This is a genomic window from Streptomyces sp. 796.1, assembly GCF_047525675.1.
Lineage (GTDB): Bacteria > Actinomycetota > Actinomycetes > Streptomycetales > Streptomycetaceae > Streptomyces.
This window is the reverse complement of the sequence record NZ_JBLIWA010000003.1, coordinates 311,941-329,106: the sequence shown is the minus strand read 5'-3', so window position 1 is coordinate 329,106 and position 17,166 is coordinate 311,941. Positions and strand designations below refer to the sequence as shown.

Sequence of the window (17,166 nt, the reverse complement as noted above, 5' to 3'; positions counted from 1 at the left end):
CCGTGGGATTTTACTGGCTGTACGGGACCGGCGGCGCCGCGCCGAGCGCCCGGGCCAGCCAGCTCGCGGCGGCGGCCCGCGGCCGGTTGTCGGCCGGCCTCCGCCGCGGGTGGACGGTGTTGGCGAGCAGCACCAGGTAGCCGCCGCTGGCCCGGTCGAGCACCAGGCTGGTGCCGGTGAACCCGGTGTGCCCGGCCGCGCCGCGCCCGGCCAGCTCGCCCATGAACCACTCCTGGTCCACGGCGAACCCGAGCCCCGGCGGCGCGAGCAGCGCATCGACGGACTCGGCGGCCAGGATGCGGGTGCCGCGGTGGCTGCCGCCGCCCAGCAGCGCCCGGCACAGCACCTCCAGGTCGCCGGCCGGCGCGAACAGCCCGGCGTGCCCGGCGACCCCGCCGAGCGCGTACGCGTTCTCGTCGTGCACCTCGCCGTGCACCGGGCCCCGGTCCAGCTTGCCCCACGGGGCGCGCTGGTCCTCAGTGGCCGCGATGGAGGGCCGCCAGGAGGCGGGCGGGCGGAAGCGGGTGCGGTCCATGCCGAGCGGCCCGGTGATCCGCTCCCGCAGCAGCCGGTCGAGCCCGTGCCCGGTGACCCGCTCCAGAATCCGCCCGAGCAGCAGCAGGTTCAGATCGGAGTAGCGGTACGCGCCGCCGGGCTCGGTCAGTGGCCGCTCCGCGGCGACCGCCGCCCACCGCCCCGCGTGCTCGGCGCCGGGCGGGCCGTCAGGCAGCGCGTACAGCGGCAGCTCGGGCCGCAGCCCGGAGGTGTGGGTGAGCAACTGCCGCACGGTGATGCCGTACGCGGCGGCGCCGGTCAGCTCGGGCGCGTAGCGGGCGGCCTGGCGGTCGAGCGCGAGCGTGCCGCGCTCCACTTCGCCCGCCACCAGCAGGGCGGTGCACAGCTTGGTCAGCGAGGCCAGGTCGAAGACGGTGTCGGTACGCATGGGGACCCGCGCGGATTGCCCGCCGACCGGACTGCGGTCTGCGGGTCCGTTGGCGTGTGGTCCATCGTGGCCCGGGCCGCCGGCTGCGGGTCCTCCGGTGGCCCGGTCGGACCGACCGGGCTCGACTTCGCCCGGCAGCGGCAGTTCCACGCCGCGGTCGGCCACCTCGTCGTACGCCGCGTACCGCACCGCCCAGCCGAACGCCTCGCTGACGAGCGTGCGGTCACCCTGTCCGGCGCGCACCACCACCCCGGCGCACCAGGGCCGCTCCCCCGCCGGCAGCGCGGCCACCTCCCGTACCAGGGCGGCGAGCGCGCCCCGGTCCACCGCGGCGGGCACGGGGCCGGCCGGGGGCGCGGGGGCAGCCGGGGACGCCGGGCCGCTGGTGGGCCCCGTGCCGGTTCGGGTTCGAGTGCCGAGTTCGGGCGCGGTGGCGGGGGGTGTGGGGCCTGGGGTCAGTCCTTGGGCTGGCCGCCGGCCACCGGGGCCTTCTGCTGGGACCACGCGCTCTGCTCCGCCTGACGCTGCCATGGGCGGCACATTCCCACGAAACAGGCGATGGCGGCGAGCGTGGACCCGACCATGACCACCGTCATCGGCACCGCCGTGTCCTCGCCCGCGATGCCGACCAGCGGCGAGGCCACCGCGCCGATCAGGAACGAGGTGGTGCCGAGCAGCGCGGACGCCGAGCCCGCCGCGTGCGGGGTGCGCATCAGGGCCTGGGCGTTGGTGTTGGGCATCACCAGGCCCATCGCGGACATCAGCACGAACAGGCCGGCGGCCACCGGCACCAGGCCGACCTTGCCGAACACCCCGGCCGCCATGACCAGCAGCGCGATCGCGGCCAGCAGGATCACCCCGAGCCCGACCGCGACGGCCTTGTCCAGGCTGACCCGGCCCACCAGCACCTTGCCGTTGAACTGGCCGACCGCGACCAGGCCGATCGAGTTGACGCCGAACAGCAGGCTGAAGGTCTGCGGCGAGGCCCCGTAGATCTCCTGGACCACGAAGGCGGAGCCGGCGACGTACGCGAAGAGCGCGGCGAAGGCGAAGCTGCCGGCGAGCGTGTAGCCGGTGAAGACGCGGTCGCCGAGCAGGCCGCGCATGGTGTGCAGGGCCTGCCCGAGGCCACCGGTGTGCCGGCGCTCGGGCGGCAGCGTCTCGCCCAGCCAGCGCCAGACCACCAGGGTGAGCAGGATGCCGATCACGGTCAGTACGACGAAGACCCCGCGCCAGTCGGTGACCTGCAACACCTGGCCGCCGATCACCGGCGCGATGATCGGCGCCACCCCGGAGATCAGCATCAGTGTGGAGAAGAAGCGGGCCATCTCGACCCCGTCGTACAGGTCGCGCACCACCGCCCGCGCGATCACGATGCCCGCGGCCCCGGCCAGGCCCTGGAGCAGCCGGAAGGCGATGAGCAGTTCCGCGTTGGGCGCGAAGGCGCAGATGGCGGTGGCGAGCACGTAGATCACCATGCCGATGAGCAGCGGCCTGCGCCGTCCCCAACGGTCGCTCATCGGCCCGACGACCAGTTGCCCGAGCGCCATGCCGGCCAGACAGGCGGTCAGCGTGAGCTGCACGGTGGCGGCGGGGCTGTGCAGGGCGTCGGTGACCTCCGGCAGCGCCGGCAGGTACATGTCCATGGACAGCGGCGGCAGCGCCGTGAGCCCGCCGAGGATGAGGGTGACCAACAGGCCGGTACGGCGCTGCGCGGCGAGCCGGGCCGGGACGGGGGCTGCTGCTGCCGCGGTCTCCGGGGTGCTGGCCGCTGCCATGGCGGCCTCCGGGTCGCCGGCTGCCGCGGCAGCGCTCTCCGACGCGGCGGGCGGGGCGCCGGGGGTTGCCTTCGCGCGGCCGGTTGCACCGCGCTGACCAGGTAGGACGGTGCCGGCGGCGGAGGTGGGCCGGCCGGGTATGACGGGGTCTTCGCTGGCGCCCGGGGCGTCGATGGTGGCGCTGGACACGCTGCCCGGTGCGGTGCCCGGGAGGGTGGCGGAGGTGAGGTCGTGGGTGGGCTCGGCCGTACGCGGGCCGGGGTCCGTCATGCGTGACTCCATGGTCGTTTGATGGCCTAACCATGTTGTCATGGCGATGCCGCGGCGCCGGCCCTCTCAGCGCTCTTCCGGACGTGATTCCCGGCTCAACCGGAGCGGTCGCGGCGGGCGTCGGGCGCGGGCCGGTAGTGGGCGTGGGGGCGGGCCCGGGAGTGGGTTCGGGCCGTACGGAACGGCGCCCGGGCCGGCCGTGTCGCGGGGCACGGGGGTGCTCCCCCGCGACACGGTGTCGGCATCGGGGCCGGCGTCCGACCGGCAGCGGGGCCGGGCCGCAGCGGGCCCCGCTGCTCGGACCCGTCAGACCTGGTGCAGGCCCGGGTTGCCCGCCTCGGACGCGTACGAGGCCACGGTCTCGATCGGCGCGCCGGGCTTGGTGATGAAAGGCACCGTCTTGTAGTCGGCGCGGGCCTGCTCGCGGTCGAGCGTGAGGGTCACGTAACCGCGCTTGCCGTTGTAGAACTTCAGGTGCGGGTTGGCCTTCATGTACCGGTCCCAGTTGTCCGGCTTCTCCGTGCCGTCCTTGCCGCTGGAGATGGACGTGGTGACGAACTCGACGCCCACGGTGCGGGAGTCGGGCTTGGCGAAGTCCCGCTTGATGTCGAACGCGTAGTTCACGTGCACGTCACCGGTGAGGACCACCAGGTTGTCCACGCCCGCGGCCTCGGCACCGGCCAGCACCCGGTCGCGGGAGGCCGGGTAGCCGTCCCAGGAGTCCATGCTGAGCTTGTAGTCCGGGTTCGAGGTGCTGCGCCGCTCGGCGAAGGTGACCTGCTGCGGCACGACGTTCCACAGCGCGCGGGAACGGCGCCAGCCGTCGATGAGCCAGCGCTCCTGCGTCGCACCGGTGAGGGTGCGCGACGGGTCGGTCGACTCGGGGCCCGGCACCTGCCAGCCGTCGCCGTACGCCTGGTCGGAGCGGTACTGCCGGGTGTCCAGGACGTCGAACTGCGCGAGCTGCCCGTACGGGAGGCGGCGGTAGAGCCGCATGTCGGCGCCGTTGGGGCGCTGCGGGGTGCGCAGCGGCTGGTTCTCCCAGTACGCGCGGTACGCGGCGGCGCGGCGGAGCAGGAACTCCTCCGGCGGCACGTCGTTCTCGGGCTGCTCGCCCGCGTAGTTGTTCTCCGTCTCGTGGTCGTCCCAGGTGACGATGAACGGGTGCGCGGCGTGCGCGGCCTGGAGGTCCGGGTCGCCCTTGTAGAGGGCGTACCGCAGTCGGTAGTCCTCCAGCGTGATGGTCTCCCGGTTGAAGACGGCCGGCAGCCTGCGGTCGGTGTAGTTGCGGGCGCCGCCGACCGAGTTGACCGCGTACTCGTAGAGGTAGTCGCCGAGGTGGAAGACGGCGTCCAGGTCCTCGTCGGCCAGGTGCTTGTAGGCCGTGAAGTAGCCGTCGTGGTACGCCTGGCAGGAGACCAGGCCGAAGCGCAGCTCGGAGATGCGGGCCCGGGAGGAGGGCGCGGTGCGGGTGCGGCCGACCTCGCTGATCCAGTCGCCGGTGCGGAACCTGAAGTAGTACGTGCGGTCCGCGTCCAGCCCGCTGGGCTCGACGTGCACGGTGTGGTTGAACTCGGCGAACGCGCTGGTGGTGCCGCGCCGCGCGATGCGCCGGAACCGCTCGTCGTGCGCCATCTCCCAGCGCACCTGGACCTTCTTGCGGGGCAGGCCGCCACCGATCTCGAAGGGGCGCGGGGCCAGTCGCGTCCACAGCACGACCGAGTCGGGGCGCGGGTCACCGGAGGCGACGCCGAGCGTGAACGGGTTGTCGGTGATCCGCCGGGCGTCGTACGTGCCGGACGCGGCCTGCGCGGTGCCCGGCATGTTGGTGGCGAACGCGAGCGCCGCCGCGGCGCCGGTGACGGTCACAAACCGACGGCGGCCCAACTGCGCTGCCGCGGCCCGTATCTCCTGCTCGACATGATCGCCATGCGATGAATGAGTCATGTGCCCCTCCTGGGCTGATGTGGACGCAGGCGATTGGAACGGTGAAGGACGGCGTCACGCTGACCCGTGTACGACACACACATGTCGCGTGCGTGAGTTCCACCCCCGTAACGGGCTTTTGCGGCAATCCGTGACGGGCGCCCGCCATGCACCGCATCTCGGGCCGGGCGGACGCCGTACGGGAGACCGGGCGGGTGCCGTACGGGAGGCCGGACAGACGGTGCACGGAGGGCCGGACGCGCGCCGGACGGGCGCCGTACGGGGGCGGCGACATGCCGCCTGCCGACCCCTGTCCCCGCCGCCGCGAAATCCCCGTCCGTTTACCGCCAGCGCACCGGCCGCCCCGCGCCGCAGGATGGCCACATCGGCGGATTCACGCATCGAATTCGCAGCCCGTAAGGGCGGTTAAACACCCCAGAACGGAAAGGCACGACTGCCATGTCAACGCGTTTCGCATCCAAAATCATGATGGTCACCGGGGCGACGTCAGGAATGGGCAGGGCGGTGGCGGAACGCCTGGCGGCCGAAGGCGCGAGCGTCGTCCTTACGGCGCGTCGCAAGGAGTTGGGCGACGAGGTGGCGGCGGGCATCAGGGCCCGCGGCGGCAACGCGCTGTTCGTACCGACCGACGTCACCGTGGAATCGGAGGTGGCCGCCGCGGTGGACACGGCGGTACGCGAATTCGGAAGGCTCGACGGCGCGTTCAACAACGCCGGCGGCGTCAATTCCTTCGACCCGATCCCGGAAATCCCGGCCGACCGCTGGACGACCGAACTGGAACACAACCTGACGAGCGTGTTCTTCAGCCTCAAGCACCAACTCCCGGCCATCACGGCGGCCGGCGGCGGCTCCATCGTCGTCAACGCCTCCAACCTCGGCGTCGTCGGCATGCCGGGCGTGGCCCCCTACGTGGCCGCCAAGCACGGCGTGGTCGGCCTGACCCGGGCGGCGGCCCTGGAACACGCCGCCCAGTCGGTCCGGGTCAACGCCCTGATAACCGGCGGCGTCGACACCCCCCTCTTCCGCGAGACGATGGGCGCGACCCCGGAGTCGGCCGCCCAGATCGCGGCCCTGCACCCGCTGGGCCGCGTCTCCCAGCCGGCGGAGATCGCGGCGTTCGCCACCTTCCTCCTCAGCGACGAGGCCAGCTTCGTGACGGGCGCCGCGTTGGCGGTGGATGGGGGGTTCACGGCGCGGTAGGGGTGATTTGGGTGGGGGTGCGGTGGGGCGTCGCGGGGGCGGTACACGGGGCCGCAGCGGCGCAGCAGCCGCACCCCACTCCGCGCGGCAGCCGCACCTCCTTCGACGGGAGCCGGCAGCAAGGCCGGCCGCAGCGGCCTACCGAACCCACCTGGGCGACGCTCAGCGCGTCGGCTACGATGGAGGTAATCGACCCCCTCCCAAGCCTCTCCACGATGCTCAAATGGGAGGGGCCTCTTTCTTTCCGGGGTGCGCGTGAAACCAAGCCTGTCGGTCGGGGAGCAGGTCGCGCTCCTGGTCAGCCGTGGTCTTGCCGTCAATGACGAGGCCGACTGTGCGGCGTTCCTCGGCTCGCACAACTACTACCGGTTCTCCGGCTACGCCCGCTACTTCCAGCGGGCCCCCCACCAGGGCGACGACGGGTTCATGCCCGGCACCACGTTCGCCGAGATCCGTCGCGTCTACAAAGCCGATGAGGCGCTACGCACCGTGCTCGGCCAGTCGCTCGCCCGGGTCGAGCTCCTGCTGCGTACGCATGTCGCCCGGGTGATCGCCGACACGTACGGCCCGTACGGCAGCTTCCTTGAGACGAGTTTCTACACCGACGTCCGCGACGCGGAGCCAACGGTCGAGTCGTGCCTGCGTGACATCGACCGGAGCAAGGACCGCCACATCCTGCGGTACCGGGGCAGCGGAGGCCGCAGCGTCGACTACCGCGAACTGCCCGTGTGGTCCGCCGTGGAAGCGTGGTCGTTCGGGACGCTGTCCAAGGCCATCGAGCGGGGGGCCGGTGGTGCGCTGGCCGGTGCCGTGGCGAGTAGCGTCGGGGTCGCGAAGGCCGGTTTCGCCTACCGCGTGCGGTCGCTGGTCTACCTGCGCAACCGGTGCGCCCACCACGGCCGGCTGTGGCACCACTCGGTGCTCGACGCCGGCCCCACGCCGAACAACGTACGCAGCAAGGCGAAGCGGCTTGCGGGCCCGTTCGAGCCGCGTTCGGTGCTCGACGTCGTCGCCTCGCTCGACGACGTGGCCGTACGCGGCAAGGTCGCTGGCCCCGTGCTCCCGCAGATCATCAGGGAGCACCCGCGTGACTGCTCGTTCTGGAAGGGTCTGGCCCGGCCCGAGAGCCCGCGCGATCACCGGGCGTGAGCCGGTCCTTGAGTTCCGGGCCCGGCAGCCGTCCGAAAAGGCGAAACCGGCAAGTCGCCTGCGAGGAATTCCCGATCAAGGCGGCACCCTACGACTCCCCCCGCGGGGCCTGAGCGACGGACGAGGCGGCCTGTACGCCGGGTTCTGTCTCCCCGTGGCCTTGCGGCGCCCGGGGGAGGCGGCCATCCATCTAGGGTCGCCGTTGCCGGCGACCTCGTGCGGTCTACCCGCGAACTCGGGCGGGCAGCCCTCAAGCGTTCGCGCAGGGTCGCCAATCGGCGGCCCCTCTTGACCTTGCTCCGGGTGGGGTTTACCTAGCCGTCCGAGTCACCTCGGACGCTGGTGGTCTCTTACACCACCGTTTCACCCTTACCGAACGCCTCGCGGCGCCCGGCGGTCTGTTTTCTGTGGCACTGTCCCGCGGGTCACCCCGGGTGGGCGTTACCCACCACCCTGCCGTGTGGAGCCCGGACGTTCCTCGGCGGGGCCCCCGGATTCCGTGGAATCCAAAAGCGCCCGACGCGACCGCCCAGCCGACTCGTCCGTCGTGCCGACCATGCTACCCGCCGGCCGGGGCGCGTCGGCGCCGGTCGCGCACCCCGTACGCGCCGGGCGCGGGGCGGGCGTGGGCGGGGGGCGGCGCGCCGGGGTGGTGCTCCCGCGCGTCTGAGCGGGCGGTGAACGCCCATGGCGCACCACCGCGCCGACCCGCAGAATCAGCCGCATGCGACCTGAGGCTGGACTCCGCCGGGAACTGGGCACCTTCGACGCCGTCATGACCGGGCTCGCGGCGATGGTCGGCGCCGGGGTCTTCGCCGCCTTCGCGCCGGCCGCCGACGCCGCCGGCTCCGGGCTGCTGCTGGCGCTCGGCATCGCCGCGGTCGTCGCGTACTGCAACGCCGCCTCGTCCGCCCGGCTCGCCGCCCGCTATCCGGCCTCCGGCGGCACCTACGTCTACGGGCGGGAGCGGCTCGGCCCGTTCTGGGGGCATCTGGCCGGGTGGGGGTTCGTGGTCGGCAAGACCGCCTCGTGCGCGGCGATGGCCCTGGTCGTGGGGGCGTACGCGGCGCCGGGGCACGAGCGCGTGGTGGCGGTGGCCGCCGTGCTCGTCCTGACCGTGGTCAACTGCCTGGGGGTGCGCAAGACCGCCTGGGCGACCCGGGCGATCGTCGCCGTGGTGCTGCTGGTGCTGGTCGCCGTGTGCGTCGCCACCTGGAGCGGGGGTTCGCCGCGGGCGCCGTGGGCGGCGGACGCCGCGGCCACCGAGGTCACGTTCGGCGGCGTGCTCCAGGCGGCCGGGCTGCTGTTCTTCGCCTTCGCCGGGTACGCCAGGATCGCCACGCTGGGCGAGGAGGTGCGGGACCCGCAGCGGACCATCCCGCGGGCGATCCCGCTGGCCCTCGGCATCGTGCTGGTGGTGTACGCGGCGGTGGGCGCCGCCGCGCTCGCCGCGCTCGGCCCCGGCGCGCTGGCCGAGGCGGGCGCCCCGCTCGCGGACACGGTGCGCGCGGCGGACGCGCAGTGGCTGGTTCCGGTGGTGCGGGTCGGCGCCGCGCTGGCCGCGCTCGGCTCGCTGCTCACCCTGCTCGTCGGCGTCTCCCGCACCACCTTGGCGATGGCCAGGGACCGGCACCTGCCCGGCGCGCTGGCCGTCGTGCACGCCCGTACGGCCACGCCCTACCGGGCGGAGCTCGCGGTGGGCGCGGTGGCGGCACTGGCCGCGGCCACGGTCGACCTGCGCGGCGCCATCGGCTTCTCCTCCTTCGGCGTCCTCGTCTACTACGCCATCGCGGGCGCCAGCGCGTGGACGCTGAGCCCCGCCGAAGGCCGCCCGCCCCGCCTGGTGCCCGCGCTCGGGATCGTCGGCTGCGCGGCGCTGGCCTGCACGCTGCCCGCAACCTCGGCCGTGGCCGGCGCCGCGGTGCTGGCGGCCGGCGCCCTCGCGTACGGCGTGCGGGCGCGCTGGGCGCGGCGCGGCGGCACGGGCTGACGGTTCGCGCACGCACCGCGACGGCTGGTGTGCTGGTGGGGGTGGCGAGAGTGCGCGGTTTCTCCCCGTCGGGGCCGTCGGCATAGGCTGCGGCGGGGCCGCGCACCGGGTCACCACCCGCACCCGACGCCGGCTGCCGGGCGCCGGGCTGAGTGGCGCGGCGGGCCGCGTACGGGCACGTGCTCGCGTACCGCAAACAGGCGGGGCTGCGCGGCGCCGGGCCGGGCCCGCCGTGCTGGCCGCACCGCGCCTGACCTGCGGTCGGCCCCGTGATCGTCTGCCGTGTCGTCCGGTGAGGAGAACCGCCGTGCTCGTACTGTTGCCGCCCTCCGAGGGGAAGGCCCCCAGCGGGTCGGGAGCCGCCCTGAAGCCGGCCGGGCTCTCGCTGCCCGAGCTCGGGGCCGCGCGGGAGGCGGTGCTCGACGAGCTGGTAACGCTGTGTGCGGGCGATGCGGACAAGGCCGCCGAGGTGCTCGGGCTCAGCGCCGGGCTGCGGGGCGAGCTCGCCAAGAACGCGGAGCTGCGTACCGCCGGCACCCGCCCCGCGGGCCAGATCTACACCGGGGTGCTCTACGACGCGCTGGACCTGGCCACCCTGGACCCGGCCGCCCGGCGCCGCGCGAGCCGCTCGCTGCTGGTCTTCTCCGGGCTGTGGGGCGCGGTCAGGATCGGCGACCGCATCCCCTCCTACCGCTGCTCGATGGGGGTGAAGCTGCCGGGGGTCGGCGCGCTCGGCACGCACTGGCGGCGGGCCATGGCCGACGTCCTGCCCGCCGTCGCCGACCGCGGCCTCGTCCTCGACCTGCGCTCGGCGGCGTACGCGGCGGCCTGGAAGCCGGCCGGCGAGGTCGCCGAGCGCACGGCGACGGTCCGCGTGCTCCAGTCGAAGGTCGTACGGGGCGTGGAGAAGCGGACGGTGGTCAGCCACTTCAACAAGGCGACCAAGGGCCGCATCGTCCGCGACCTGCTGACCGCGGGCGCCGCGCCCCGCGACCCCCGGGAACTCGTCGACGCCCTGCACGCGCTCGGCCACACCGTGGAGGCCACGGCGCCGACCCGCCCGGGCACGCCCTGGGCGCTGGACGTGATCGTGACGGAGCTCTGAGTTCGGGGCGTTCGGCGCGCTGGGCCCAGAGCCCGCCACGTACTGGACCCGGAGCTCGCTGTGCAGTGAGCTCGCGGCGTGCTGAGCCCGGAGCCCTTCGCGCATTGCGCCATGCGCAACACGTATTGCAGATGATGGCGCGGCGGCGGAGGATGGCGGGGTGACTGATGCCGCTTCCTCCGCCCCCGTCCCCGCGTCCTCCCCCACCGCTCCCCAGCGCACCGCCGCCGGCGTGCCCGATTCGGTGCTGGGGCTGGCGCCCGTGATCCCCGTCGTCGTCATCGACGACGCGGCGGACGCGGTGCCGCTGGCCCGGGCGCTGGTGGCCGGCGGGCTGCCGGCGATCGAGGTGACGTTGCGCACCGCGGCGGCGCCCGACGCCATCCGGGCCATCGCCGCCGAGGTGCCCGACGCCGTCGTCGGCGCGGGCACCGTACTGACCCCGCAGGACGTCGACGCCTCGGCCGCGGCCGGCGCGAAGTTCCTGGTCAGCCCCGGCTGGACGGATCGCCTGCTGGCCGCGCTCCAGGCGTCGGGCCTGCCGTTCCTGCCCGGCGTCTCCACCACGTCCGAGGTGGTGGCCCTGCTGGAGCGCGGGGTGCGCGAGATGAAGTTCTTCCCTGCCGAGGCGGCCGGCGGCGCGCCCTATCTGCGCGCCCTCTCGGCCCCGCTGCCACAGGCCAGGTTCTGCCCCACCGGCGGCATCGGCCTCGCCTCCGCCCCGACCTATCTGGCACTGCCCAACGTCGCCTGCGTGGGCGGGAGTTGGATGCTCCCGGCGGACGCGATCCGGGCCCGCGACTGGACCCGCATCGAACACCTCGCCCGCGAGGCCGCGGCCCTGGCCCCGACCGCGTAACGGGCTGCCGGCCACGGGGGCGGGGCCGCGGCCGGTGGGCTGCGTGGCCGGTGGCCCGTACGGCTGGGGGCTGCCACGACTGGTTGCGCGTACGGCCGGCCGCTCGTACGGCTAGTGACCCGCGCGGCCGGTCGGACGTACGCGCCGCCAGCCCGACAGGGCCAGCAGGCCCGGCCGCGCCCGGCCGGGCGCGTACCGCTACCGCGGGGCCGCGGCGGTGCCCCGCGGCGCCTCCGCCGTCCGTCTCAACGCAGGTGCGCCGTGTCGTTCCACAGGCGTAGCGAAGCGTTGCCGTCGCCGAAGTAGGCGATGGTGGAGAGCGCGGCGGCGGAGAGCTCCATGCGGAACAGGGAGTCCGGCGGGGCGCCGATGGCCAGCCGGGCCAGCGTCTTGATCGGGGTGACGTGCGTGACCAGGAGCACGGTGCGGCCCGGGTGTTCCGCGAGGAGCGCGTCGCGGGAGCGGGCCACCCGGCGGGCGACCGCGGTGAACGACTCGCCGCCGCCGGTGGGCGCGACCTTGGTCGAGGCCAGCCAGGCCGTGAGGTCGTCCGGGTACCGCTCGCGCACCTCCCCGAACGTCAGCCCCTCCCAGTCGCCGAAGTCCGTTTCGCGCAGGCCCTGGTCGATCCGTACGTCGAGGCCGAGCCGGGCCGCGACCGCCTGCGCGGTCTCGCGGCAGCGGCGCAGCGGCGAGCTCACGATCGCTTCGACGGTGCCGTGCGCGGCCAGCGCCTGCGCCGCGCGGTCGGCCTGGTCGCGGCCGACCTGCGACAGTTCGGGGTCGGAGCCCGAGCTGCCGGAGAACCGCTTCTGCGGGGTGAGCGCGGTCTCGCCGTGGCGCAGCAGGACGAAGGTGGTCGGCGGTGCGAGGCCCGCGCCGGCCCAGCCGACCGCGGGGGTCGTCGCCGGGCGGGTGCCGGAGGTTTCGGTGGCGCCGGAGGTTTCGGTAGTGCCGGAGGGGTTCGCGGTGCCGGCGGTTCCGGTGCTGTGCATGGGGCCGGTGCTGCGGCGCTGGTCGCCGGGCGCCGGGGCCTCGGGTGCCGGCGTCGGGCGGGTCGGCGCCGGTTCGGCCGGGCGCCACCGCTCACCGCGCGCGCCCGCGTCCATCGCCTCGTTGGCCAGCCGGTCCGCGTGCTTGTTCTGGGCCCGCGGCAGCCAGGCGTAACCGACCTGCTCGGCCGGGAAGACGGCCGCGGCCTCGGCGGCGAGCGGCTTCATGTCGGGGTGCCTGATCTGCCAGCGGCCCGACATCTGCTCGACGACCAGCTTGGAGTCCATCCGGACCTGGACCCGCGCGGCGGGGTCGAGCGCGTGCGCCGCGCGCAGGCCGGCGATCAGCCCCCGGTACTCGGCCACGTTGTTGGTGGCCGTGCCGATGAACTCGGCCGTCTCGACCAGCGTTTCGCCGGTCTCCTGGTCAAGGACGACGGCGCCGTAGCCGGCCGGCCCCGGGTTGCCCCGGGACCCGCCGTCCGCCTCGACCACCAGGTGCAACGGGGGTCGGCTCACAGCCCCGACTCGGGCGTACGGACCAGGATGCGGCGGCAGTTCTCGCACCGCACGACCTCGTCCGGCGCCGCGGCCTTGACCTCGTTGATCTCGGTGATGTTCAGCTCAAGGCGGCAGCCCTCGCAGCGGCGCTGGTAGAGCCGGGCCGCGCCGACGCCGCCCTGCTGGGTGCGCAGCTTCTCGTACAGCTTCAGCAGGTCGGCCGGTACGGAACCGGCGACGACCTCGCGCTCCTTGGTGGCCGTCGCGACCTCGGCGTCGATGGTCTCGGCGGCGGCGTCACGGCGCGCGATCGCGTCGGCGGTCTTCTCCTGCACGGCCGCGACGCGCTCGGTGAGCTCGGCGGCGCGGGCCTGGGCGGACTCCCGGCGCTCCATGATCTCCAGGACCACGTCCTCCAGGGCGCCCTGGCGCTTGGCGAGCGAGGTGATCTCGTGCTGGAGGTTCTCCAGGTCCTTGGGGGAGGTGACGGCGCCGGAGTCCAGGCGCTTCTGGTCCCGGGCGGCGCGCTGGCGCACCTGGTCGACGTCCTGCTCCGCCTTGGTCTGCTCGCGGGCGGTGTCGCTCTCCTCGGTCTGCGCGGCCACCAGCAGGTCGCGCAGTTGCGTCAGGTCGGCGTTGAGCGTCTCGATCTCGGCGTGCTCGGGCAGGCTCGCGCGCTTGTGGGCGAGCTGGGAGAGCCGTACGTCGAGCGCCTGGACGTCGAGGAGGCGGATCTGGTCGGCGGGCGCGGCGTTCAGTTCGGGGCTCCAGAGGGCTGAGGAGTGTGGTCGTGGGATGCGGCGGACGCGTGGGCGGTCCACGGGTCGGTGACCGTATGCGAAATGTGGGTCCGCAGGCCCCACCCGTTCCGGTCGGAAATCTCGTCGAGCTGGGCCGCGGCCTGCTCGATCCAGGGCCACTCGGTGGCCCAGTGCGCGGCGTCGACCAGCGCCAGCGGGCCGTGCTCGCGGGCTTCGGACGCCGGGTGGTGGCGCAGGTCGGCGGTGACGTACGCATCGACTCCGACGGCCCGTACGGCGCCGAAGAGGCTGTCGCCGGATCCGCCGCAGACGGCGACGGTGCGGATGGTGCGCTCCGGATCGCCGGCGACGCGCACGCCCTGGGCGGTACGCGGCAGCCGGGCGGCGACCCGCTCGCCGAAGGCGGCCAGCGTCAGCGGGGCGTCGAGCTCGCAGATCCTGCCGAGGCCGCGGCGGCCCGCGGGGTCGGTCGGGTCGGGCACCAGGGGCCCGGTGACGCGCAGGTCGAGGGCGCCGGCGAGGGCGTCGGAGACACCCGGGTCGGCCCGGTCGGCGTTGGTGTGGGCCACGTGCAGCGCCACGTCGTGCTTGATCAGCGTGTGCACGACCCGGCCCTTGAAGGTGCTGGCCGCGACGGTCGTGGTGCCGCGCAGGTAGAGCGGGTGGTGGGTGACGAGCAGGTCCGCGCCGAGCCGTACGGCCTCGTCGGCGACGGCCTGCACCGGGTCGACGGCGAACAGGACGCGGGTGACGGGCTGGTCCGGATCGCCACAGACCGTGCCGACCGCGTCCCACTCCTCGGCGCGCTCGGCGGGCCAGAGTGCGTCGAGCGCGGTGAGGACTTCAGCAAGTACGGGCACGGGTGAGAGGTTACCTGCCCGCACCAGCCACCCGCCCCTGAGCTGACGGCTCCGCCTGCACGGCGGCGGGTTCGGCCTGGTGGGCGGGGTTGGCCGGGTGGGCTGGCTGGGCGCCGGGGCCGGCTGGTGCGCTCGCCGGTGGGCGGGGCGGGCGTAGGGCCGGCCCGGATGCCGGGAGCGGGCCGGGGGCCTGGGTCGCGCCGGGCGGCGGGAGGGCGGACCGGGCAGCGGACGGGCGGGCCGAGCGGCGAGGGCGCACCGGAGGTCGGAGGCGGGCCGGACGTCAGGATCCGTCGGAGCCCCGCCGGCCCAGGCGCCCGAGCACCCGAGCACCCGAGCACCCGAGCACCCAGCAAGTTCACCGAATTCCATGCATTTCGGCGGGCTCAGCACACCCCTCGCACACATGCCGGAAAACGGGACGATAGCCATCCTTTTGCGTGAAGTACCGCACCGGGCTCCGTTGATACCGGGGTGGGGAAAACTACGTTCAGGCGCCGGAGGTGACCGTTCCATGACGGCCTGTGCCATCGAGACCGCTCCCCAGAACCACCGCGCCACGCGCTCGCCCCAGCCCGACACCGCTCCGCGACCGGCCCCCGACGGGCCCGCGGGCCCCGCCCCCGGTGGCGGGCGGGACAGGGCCGAGCGCGCCGCCGGGGACGCCGCGGCGCAGTGGGGCCCGGCGCCCCTGACGCTCGCCGCCGACGGTTCGTACGCCGCCAGGCTCGCGGTCTGCCGGGCGACCGGCGAGCGGTTCCCGGAGCGTTGGACGCTGGCCGGCCCCGAGCCGTACGCGGTGCCGCTGCCCGCGGAGCAGCCGGAGGAGGCGGACAGCGAGGTGCTGCCGCTGACCGACGGGCGGGTGCTGATCCGCCGGCGGGTCGCCGACCGCCACGTGCTGTCGCTGCTCTACCCGGCGGGCCCCGGCACCGGCGAACTCCCGCTCGGCTTCATCGTCTGCGGCGAGCTGGCCCTACTGCCGCCGGCGCCCTGCGGCACCCTGGCGTACGCGCTGGCGCCGGGTGAGCGCTCCACCCACGTGTGGCTGGTGCACGGCGGGTCGTTCGGGCCCGAGCACGTCGCGGAGGTGCCGGGCCGGTGCACGGCGGGCAACTGGCTGGACCGCACCGGGCGGCTGCTGGCGCTCGATCGGGAGTGGGACGGCCGGGTGAAGACCGTCGTGGTGGACCTCGGGCGCGGCGGCGAGACGACGCCGCTGCTCCAGATCACCGCGGACAGCGACGACCGGCTGGTGCTGGCCGACCCGGACAGCGGGCTGCTGCTCGTACGGTCCAACGCGCCGGGGCGGGAACGGCTCGGCTGGGGCGTGCTGGGCAGTTCGCTGCCGGTGCGCTTCCCCGACTGCCTCGATCCGCGCCCCGCCGATCCGCGCACGGCCGATCTGCGCGGCACCGAGACGCGCGGCAGCGGTCCGGCCCACACCGCGGTGACGCTGACGCCGTTCGCCGCCCAGCCCGGCCAGGTGCTCACGCCGGAGAACTGCGCGGTGGCCTTCCGGCTGACGCCGACGCGGTCGGGCGGCGCGAGTTGGGTGGCCGTGTGGCGCCCCGCGGAACGCCGGCTGCTGCACCTGGCCCCGCCGCCCGGCTGGCTGCCCGGCACCGGCCTGTGGACCCGCGACGGCGAACTCCGCCTGCCCTACGCCACGCCCCAGACCACGTGCGGCCTGGCCCGGGTGCGGACCGCGGACCTCGCCGCCGAGCCGGCATCCAGGCCGCGTCCGCAGGTGGTCGCGCCCGGGCGGGGCGCATCAACCCCGGCGTACGGGGCGGACGCCGCGCACGGGGCGGCAGGCGCCGCGCAGGGGACCGCGGGCCTGACGCCGGACGGGGCCGCGGGCGCTCGGCACGGGGCGACGGGCCCGGCGCCGAACAGGACCGCGGGCGCCGCCCCACAGCCACCCGCCGCCCCGCGCTCACCCGCCGCCCCGTACCCACACCCCGCCCCGCTCCCCGCGCCGGAGCCCGCCGCCCCGCCGCCCGGCCACGGCGCCCCGTCACCCGATCCGGGCGCTTCGCTGGACGCCGCTCCCCCGGCCGCGCTCCCGCCGCGCGCGGTGTCGTTGCCGGTGCCGGTCGCGCACCAGGTCTCCCTGCCGCTGTCCGGCCCGCACTCCGTACCGCTCCCCATGGCGAACGCGGAGCCGGGCGCCGGGCACTGGCCGGCCGGGTACGAGACGACGGTGCCGGCGCACGAACGGTGCACCGACCCGTACGACAGCTACGCCCCCGACGCGTACGGCCCCGACGATCCGCCGTCGGCGGGTGCATCGCACGGCCGGGCGGACGCCGCTGTCGATGCCGCCGCCGACGGGCGGGGCGGTGCCGGCCGGGCGTCGGGGGCCGGGCGCGGAGTGCCGTCGTGGAGCGAGGGGCCCGCGGCGCACCACGCGGGCGAGGCGGAGTGGCAGTTCGGGGTGCGGCCGGGGCCGGCCGCACCCAGACCCGTGCCGCTGCAACAGGCACCGCTGGACGGCGGCCCGGCGAGCCCGGCGGGGAGCGGCCCCGCGGGCCCACAGGACGGCGGCCCCGCGGGCCCGGCCCGCTCGGGGTACCCGCAGCCCTACGGGGTTCGGTCCGACGGGATGGAGCCCGACGGAGCGCTCTGACCGGAGAAGTGACCGGACGACGTGACCGGGCGCGGGCCCCACCGCGACGCCAGCACCGCGCCGCAACCCGGCCGCCCAACTGGCCACCGCCAAGCCACCGTTCACCCACCGCCAAGCCACCGGCTGGACACCATCCGGCCACCACTCGGCCGCCGTCCAGTCACACTCCGGCCACCGGC

Annotated in this window: 12 protein-coding genes and 1 other RNA gene; 6 read left to right on the top strand and 7 right to left on the bottom strand. The window is 75.1% G+C overall.

The window, feature by feature from the left end; genetic code table 11:
- Nucleotides 1-10: 10 nt before the first annotated feature.
- The 3 genes from ACMA1D_RS04115 to ACMA1D_RS04105 all read right to left on the bottom strand — a co-directional run bounded on the left by ACMA1D_RS04115 (nucleotide 11) and on the right by ACMA1D_RS04105 (nucleotide 4,938).
- Nucleotides 11-1,282, bottom strand: coding sequence for a serine hydrolase domain-containing protein (locus ACMA1D_RS04115; protein WP_414722467.1), 1,272 nt, complete (start codon nucleotides 1,280-1,282; stop codon nucleotides 11-13).
- Nucleotides 1,283-1,398: 116 nt separating this feature from the next.
- Nucleotides 1,399-2,721 carry a multidrug effflux MFS transporter gene (locus tag ACMA1D_RS04110; RefSeq protein ID WP_414722516.1) on the bottom strand — a complete coding sequence of 441 codons (1,323 nt, stop codon included), beginning with the start codon at nucleotides 2,719-2,721 and terminating at the stop codon, nucleotides 1,399-1,401.
- Nucleotides 2,722-3,297: 576 nt separating this feature from the next.
- A complete protein-coding gene (locus ACMA1D_RS04105) occupies nucleotides 3,298-4,938 on the bottom strand; it encodes an alkaline phosphatase D family protein (RefSeq protein WP_414722466.1) in 1,641 nt (546 codons plus the stop codon).
- A 438-nt stretch (nucleotides 4,939-5,376) separates the two neighbouring features.
- Here ACMA1D_RS04105 and ACMA1D_RS04100 point away from each other — a divergent pair, with 438 nt between their 5' ends.
- On the top strand, nucleotides 5,377-6,138 hold the full coding sequence (locus ACMA1D_RS04100) for an SDR family oxidoreductase (protein WP_414722465.1): 762 nt from the start codon (nucleotides 5,377-5,379) through the stop codon (nucleotides 6,136-6,138).
- 249 nt (nucleotides 6,139-6,387) lie between these two features.
- A complete protein-coding gene (locus tag ACMA1D_RS04095; RefSeq protein WP_414722464.1) occupies nucleotides 6,388-7,287 on the top strand; it encodes an Abi family protein in 900 nt (299 codons plus the stop codon).
- 117 nt (nucleotides 7,288-7,404) lie between these two features.
- Here ACMA1D_RS04095 and rnpB read toward each other — a convergent pair.
- Nucleotides 7,405-7,828, bottom strand: an RNA gene (rnpB, locus tag ACMA1D_RS04090) — RNase P RNA component class A.
- A gap of 183 nt (nucleotides 7,829-8,011) precedes the next feature.
- On the opposite strand from rnpB, the gene ACMA1D_RS04085 reads away from it, so the two are divergent.
- From ACMA1D_RS04085 to ACMA1D_RS04075, 3 genes are all read left to right on the top strand, one after another.
- The gene (locus ACMA1D_RS04085; protein WP_414722463.1) at nucleotides 8,012-9,277 is read left to right on the top strand and encodes an APC family permease; all 1,266 of its coding nucleotides are present in this window, start codon (nucleotides 8,012-8,014) and stop codon (nucleotides 9,275-9,277) included.
- 307 nt (nucleotides 9,278-9,584) lie between these two features.
- Nucleotides 9,585-10,382, top strand: coding sequence for a peroxide stress protein YaaA (gene yaaA, locus ACMA1D_RS04080; RefSeq protein ID WP_414722462.1), 798 nt, complete (start codon nucleotides 9,585-9,587; stop codon nucleotides 10,380-10,382).
- A 232-nt stretch (nucleotides 10,383-10,614) separates the two neighbouring features.
- The gene (locus tag ACMA1D_RS04075) at nucleotides 10,615-11,241 is read left to right on the top strand and encodes a bifunctional 4-hydroxy-2-oxoglutarate aldolase/2-dehydro-3-deoxy-phosphogluconate aldolase (RefSeq protein ID WP_414722515.1); all 627 of its coding nucleotides are present in this window, start codon (nucleotides 10,615-10,617) and stop codon (nucleotides 11,239-11,241) included.
- A gap of 245 nt (nucleotides 11,242-11,486) precedes the next feature.
- On the opposite strand, the gene ACMA1D_RS04070 is transcribed toward ACMA1D_RS04075, so the two are convergent.
- Genes ACMA1D_RS04070 through ACMA1D_RS04060 form a run of 3 tightly spaced genes read right to left on the bottom strand, consistent with a single transcriptional unit; the run spans nucleotide 11,487 to nucleotide 14,355 of the window.
- Complete coding sequence (locus ACMA1D_RS04070) at nucleotides 11,487-12,752, bottom strand: bifunctional RNase H/acid phosphatase (protein WP_414722461.1); 1,266 nt, start codon at nucleotides 12,750-12,752, stop codon at nucleotides 11,487-11,489.
- Complete coding sequence (locus ACMA1D_RS04065; protein WP_414722514.1) at nucleotides 12,749-13,492, bottom strand: zinc ribbon domain-containing protein; 744 nt, start codon at nucleotides 13,490-13,492, stop codon at nucleotides 12,749-12,751. Before ACMA1D_RS04065 ends, ACMA1D_RS04070 begins: the two co-directional genes overlap by 4 nt.
- Nucleotides 13,489-14,355: a Nif3-like dinuclear metal center hexameric protein gene (locus ACMA1D_RS04060; RefSeq protein ID WP_414722460.1), complete on the bottom strand. Its 867-nt coding sequence runs from the start codon at nucleotides 14,353-14,355 to the stop codon at nucleotides 13,489-13,491. Before ACMA1D_RS04060 ends, ACMA1D_RS04065 begins: the two co-directional genes overlap by 4 nt.
- Before the next feature lie 514 nt (nucleotides 14,356-14,869).
- On the opposite strand from ACMA1D_RS04060, the gene ACMA1D_RS04055 reads away from it, so the two are divergent.
- Nucleotides 14,870-16,987 (top strand): hypothetical protein, encoded by a 2,118-nt coding sequence (locus ACMA1D_RS04055; protein ID WP_414722459.1) that lies wholly within the window; start codon nucleotides 14,870-14,872, stop codon nucleotides 16,985-16,987.
- Nucleotides 16,988-17,166 lie beyond the last annotated feature (179 nt).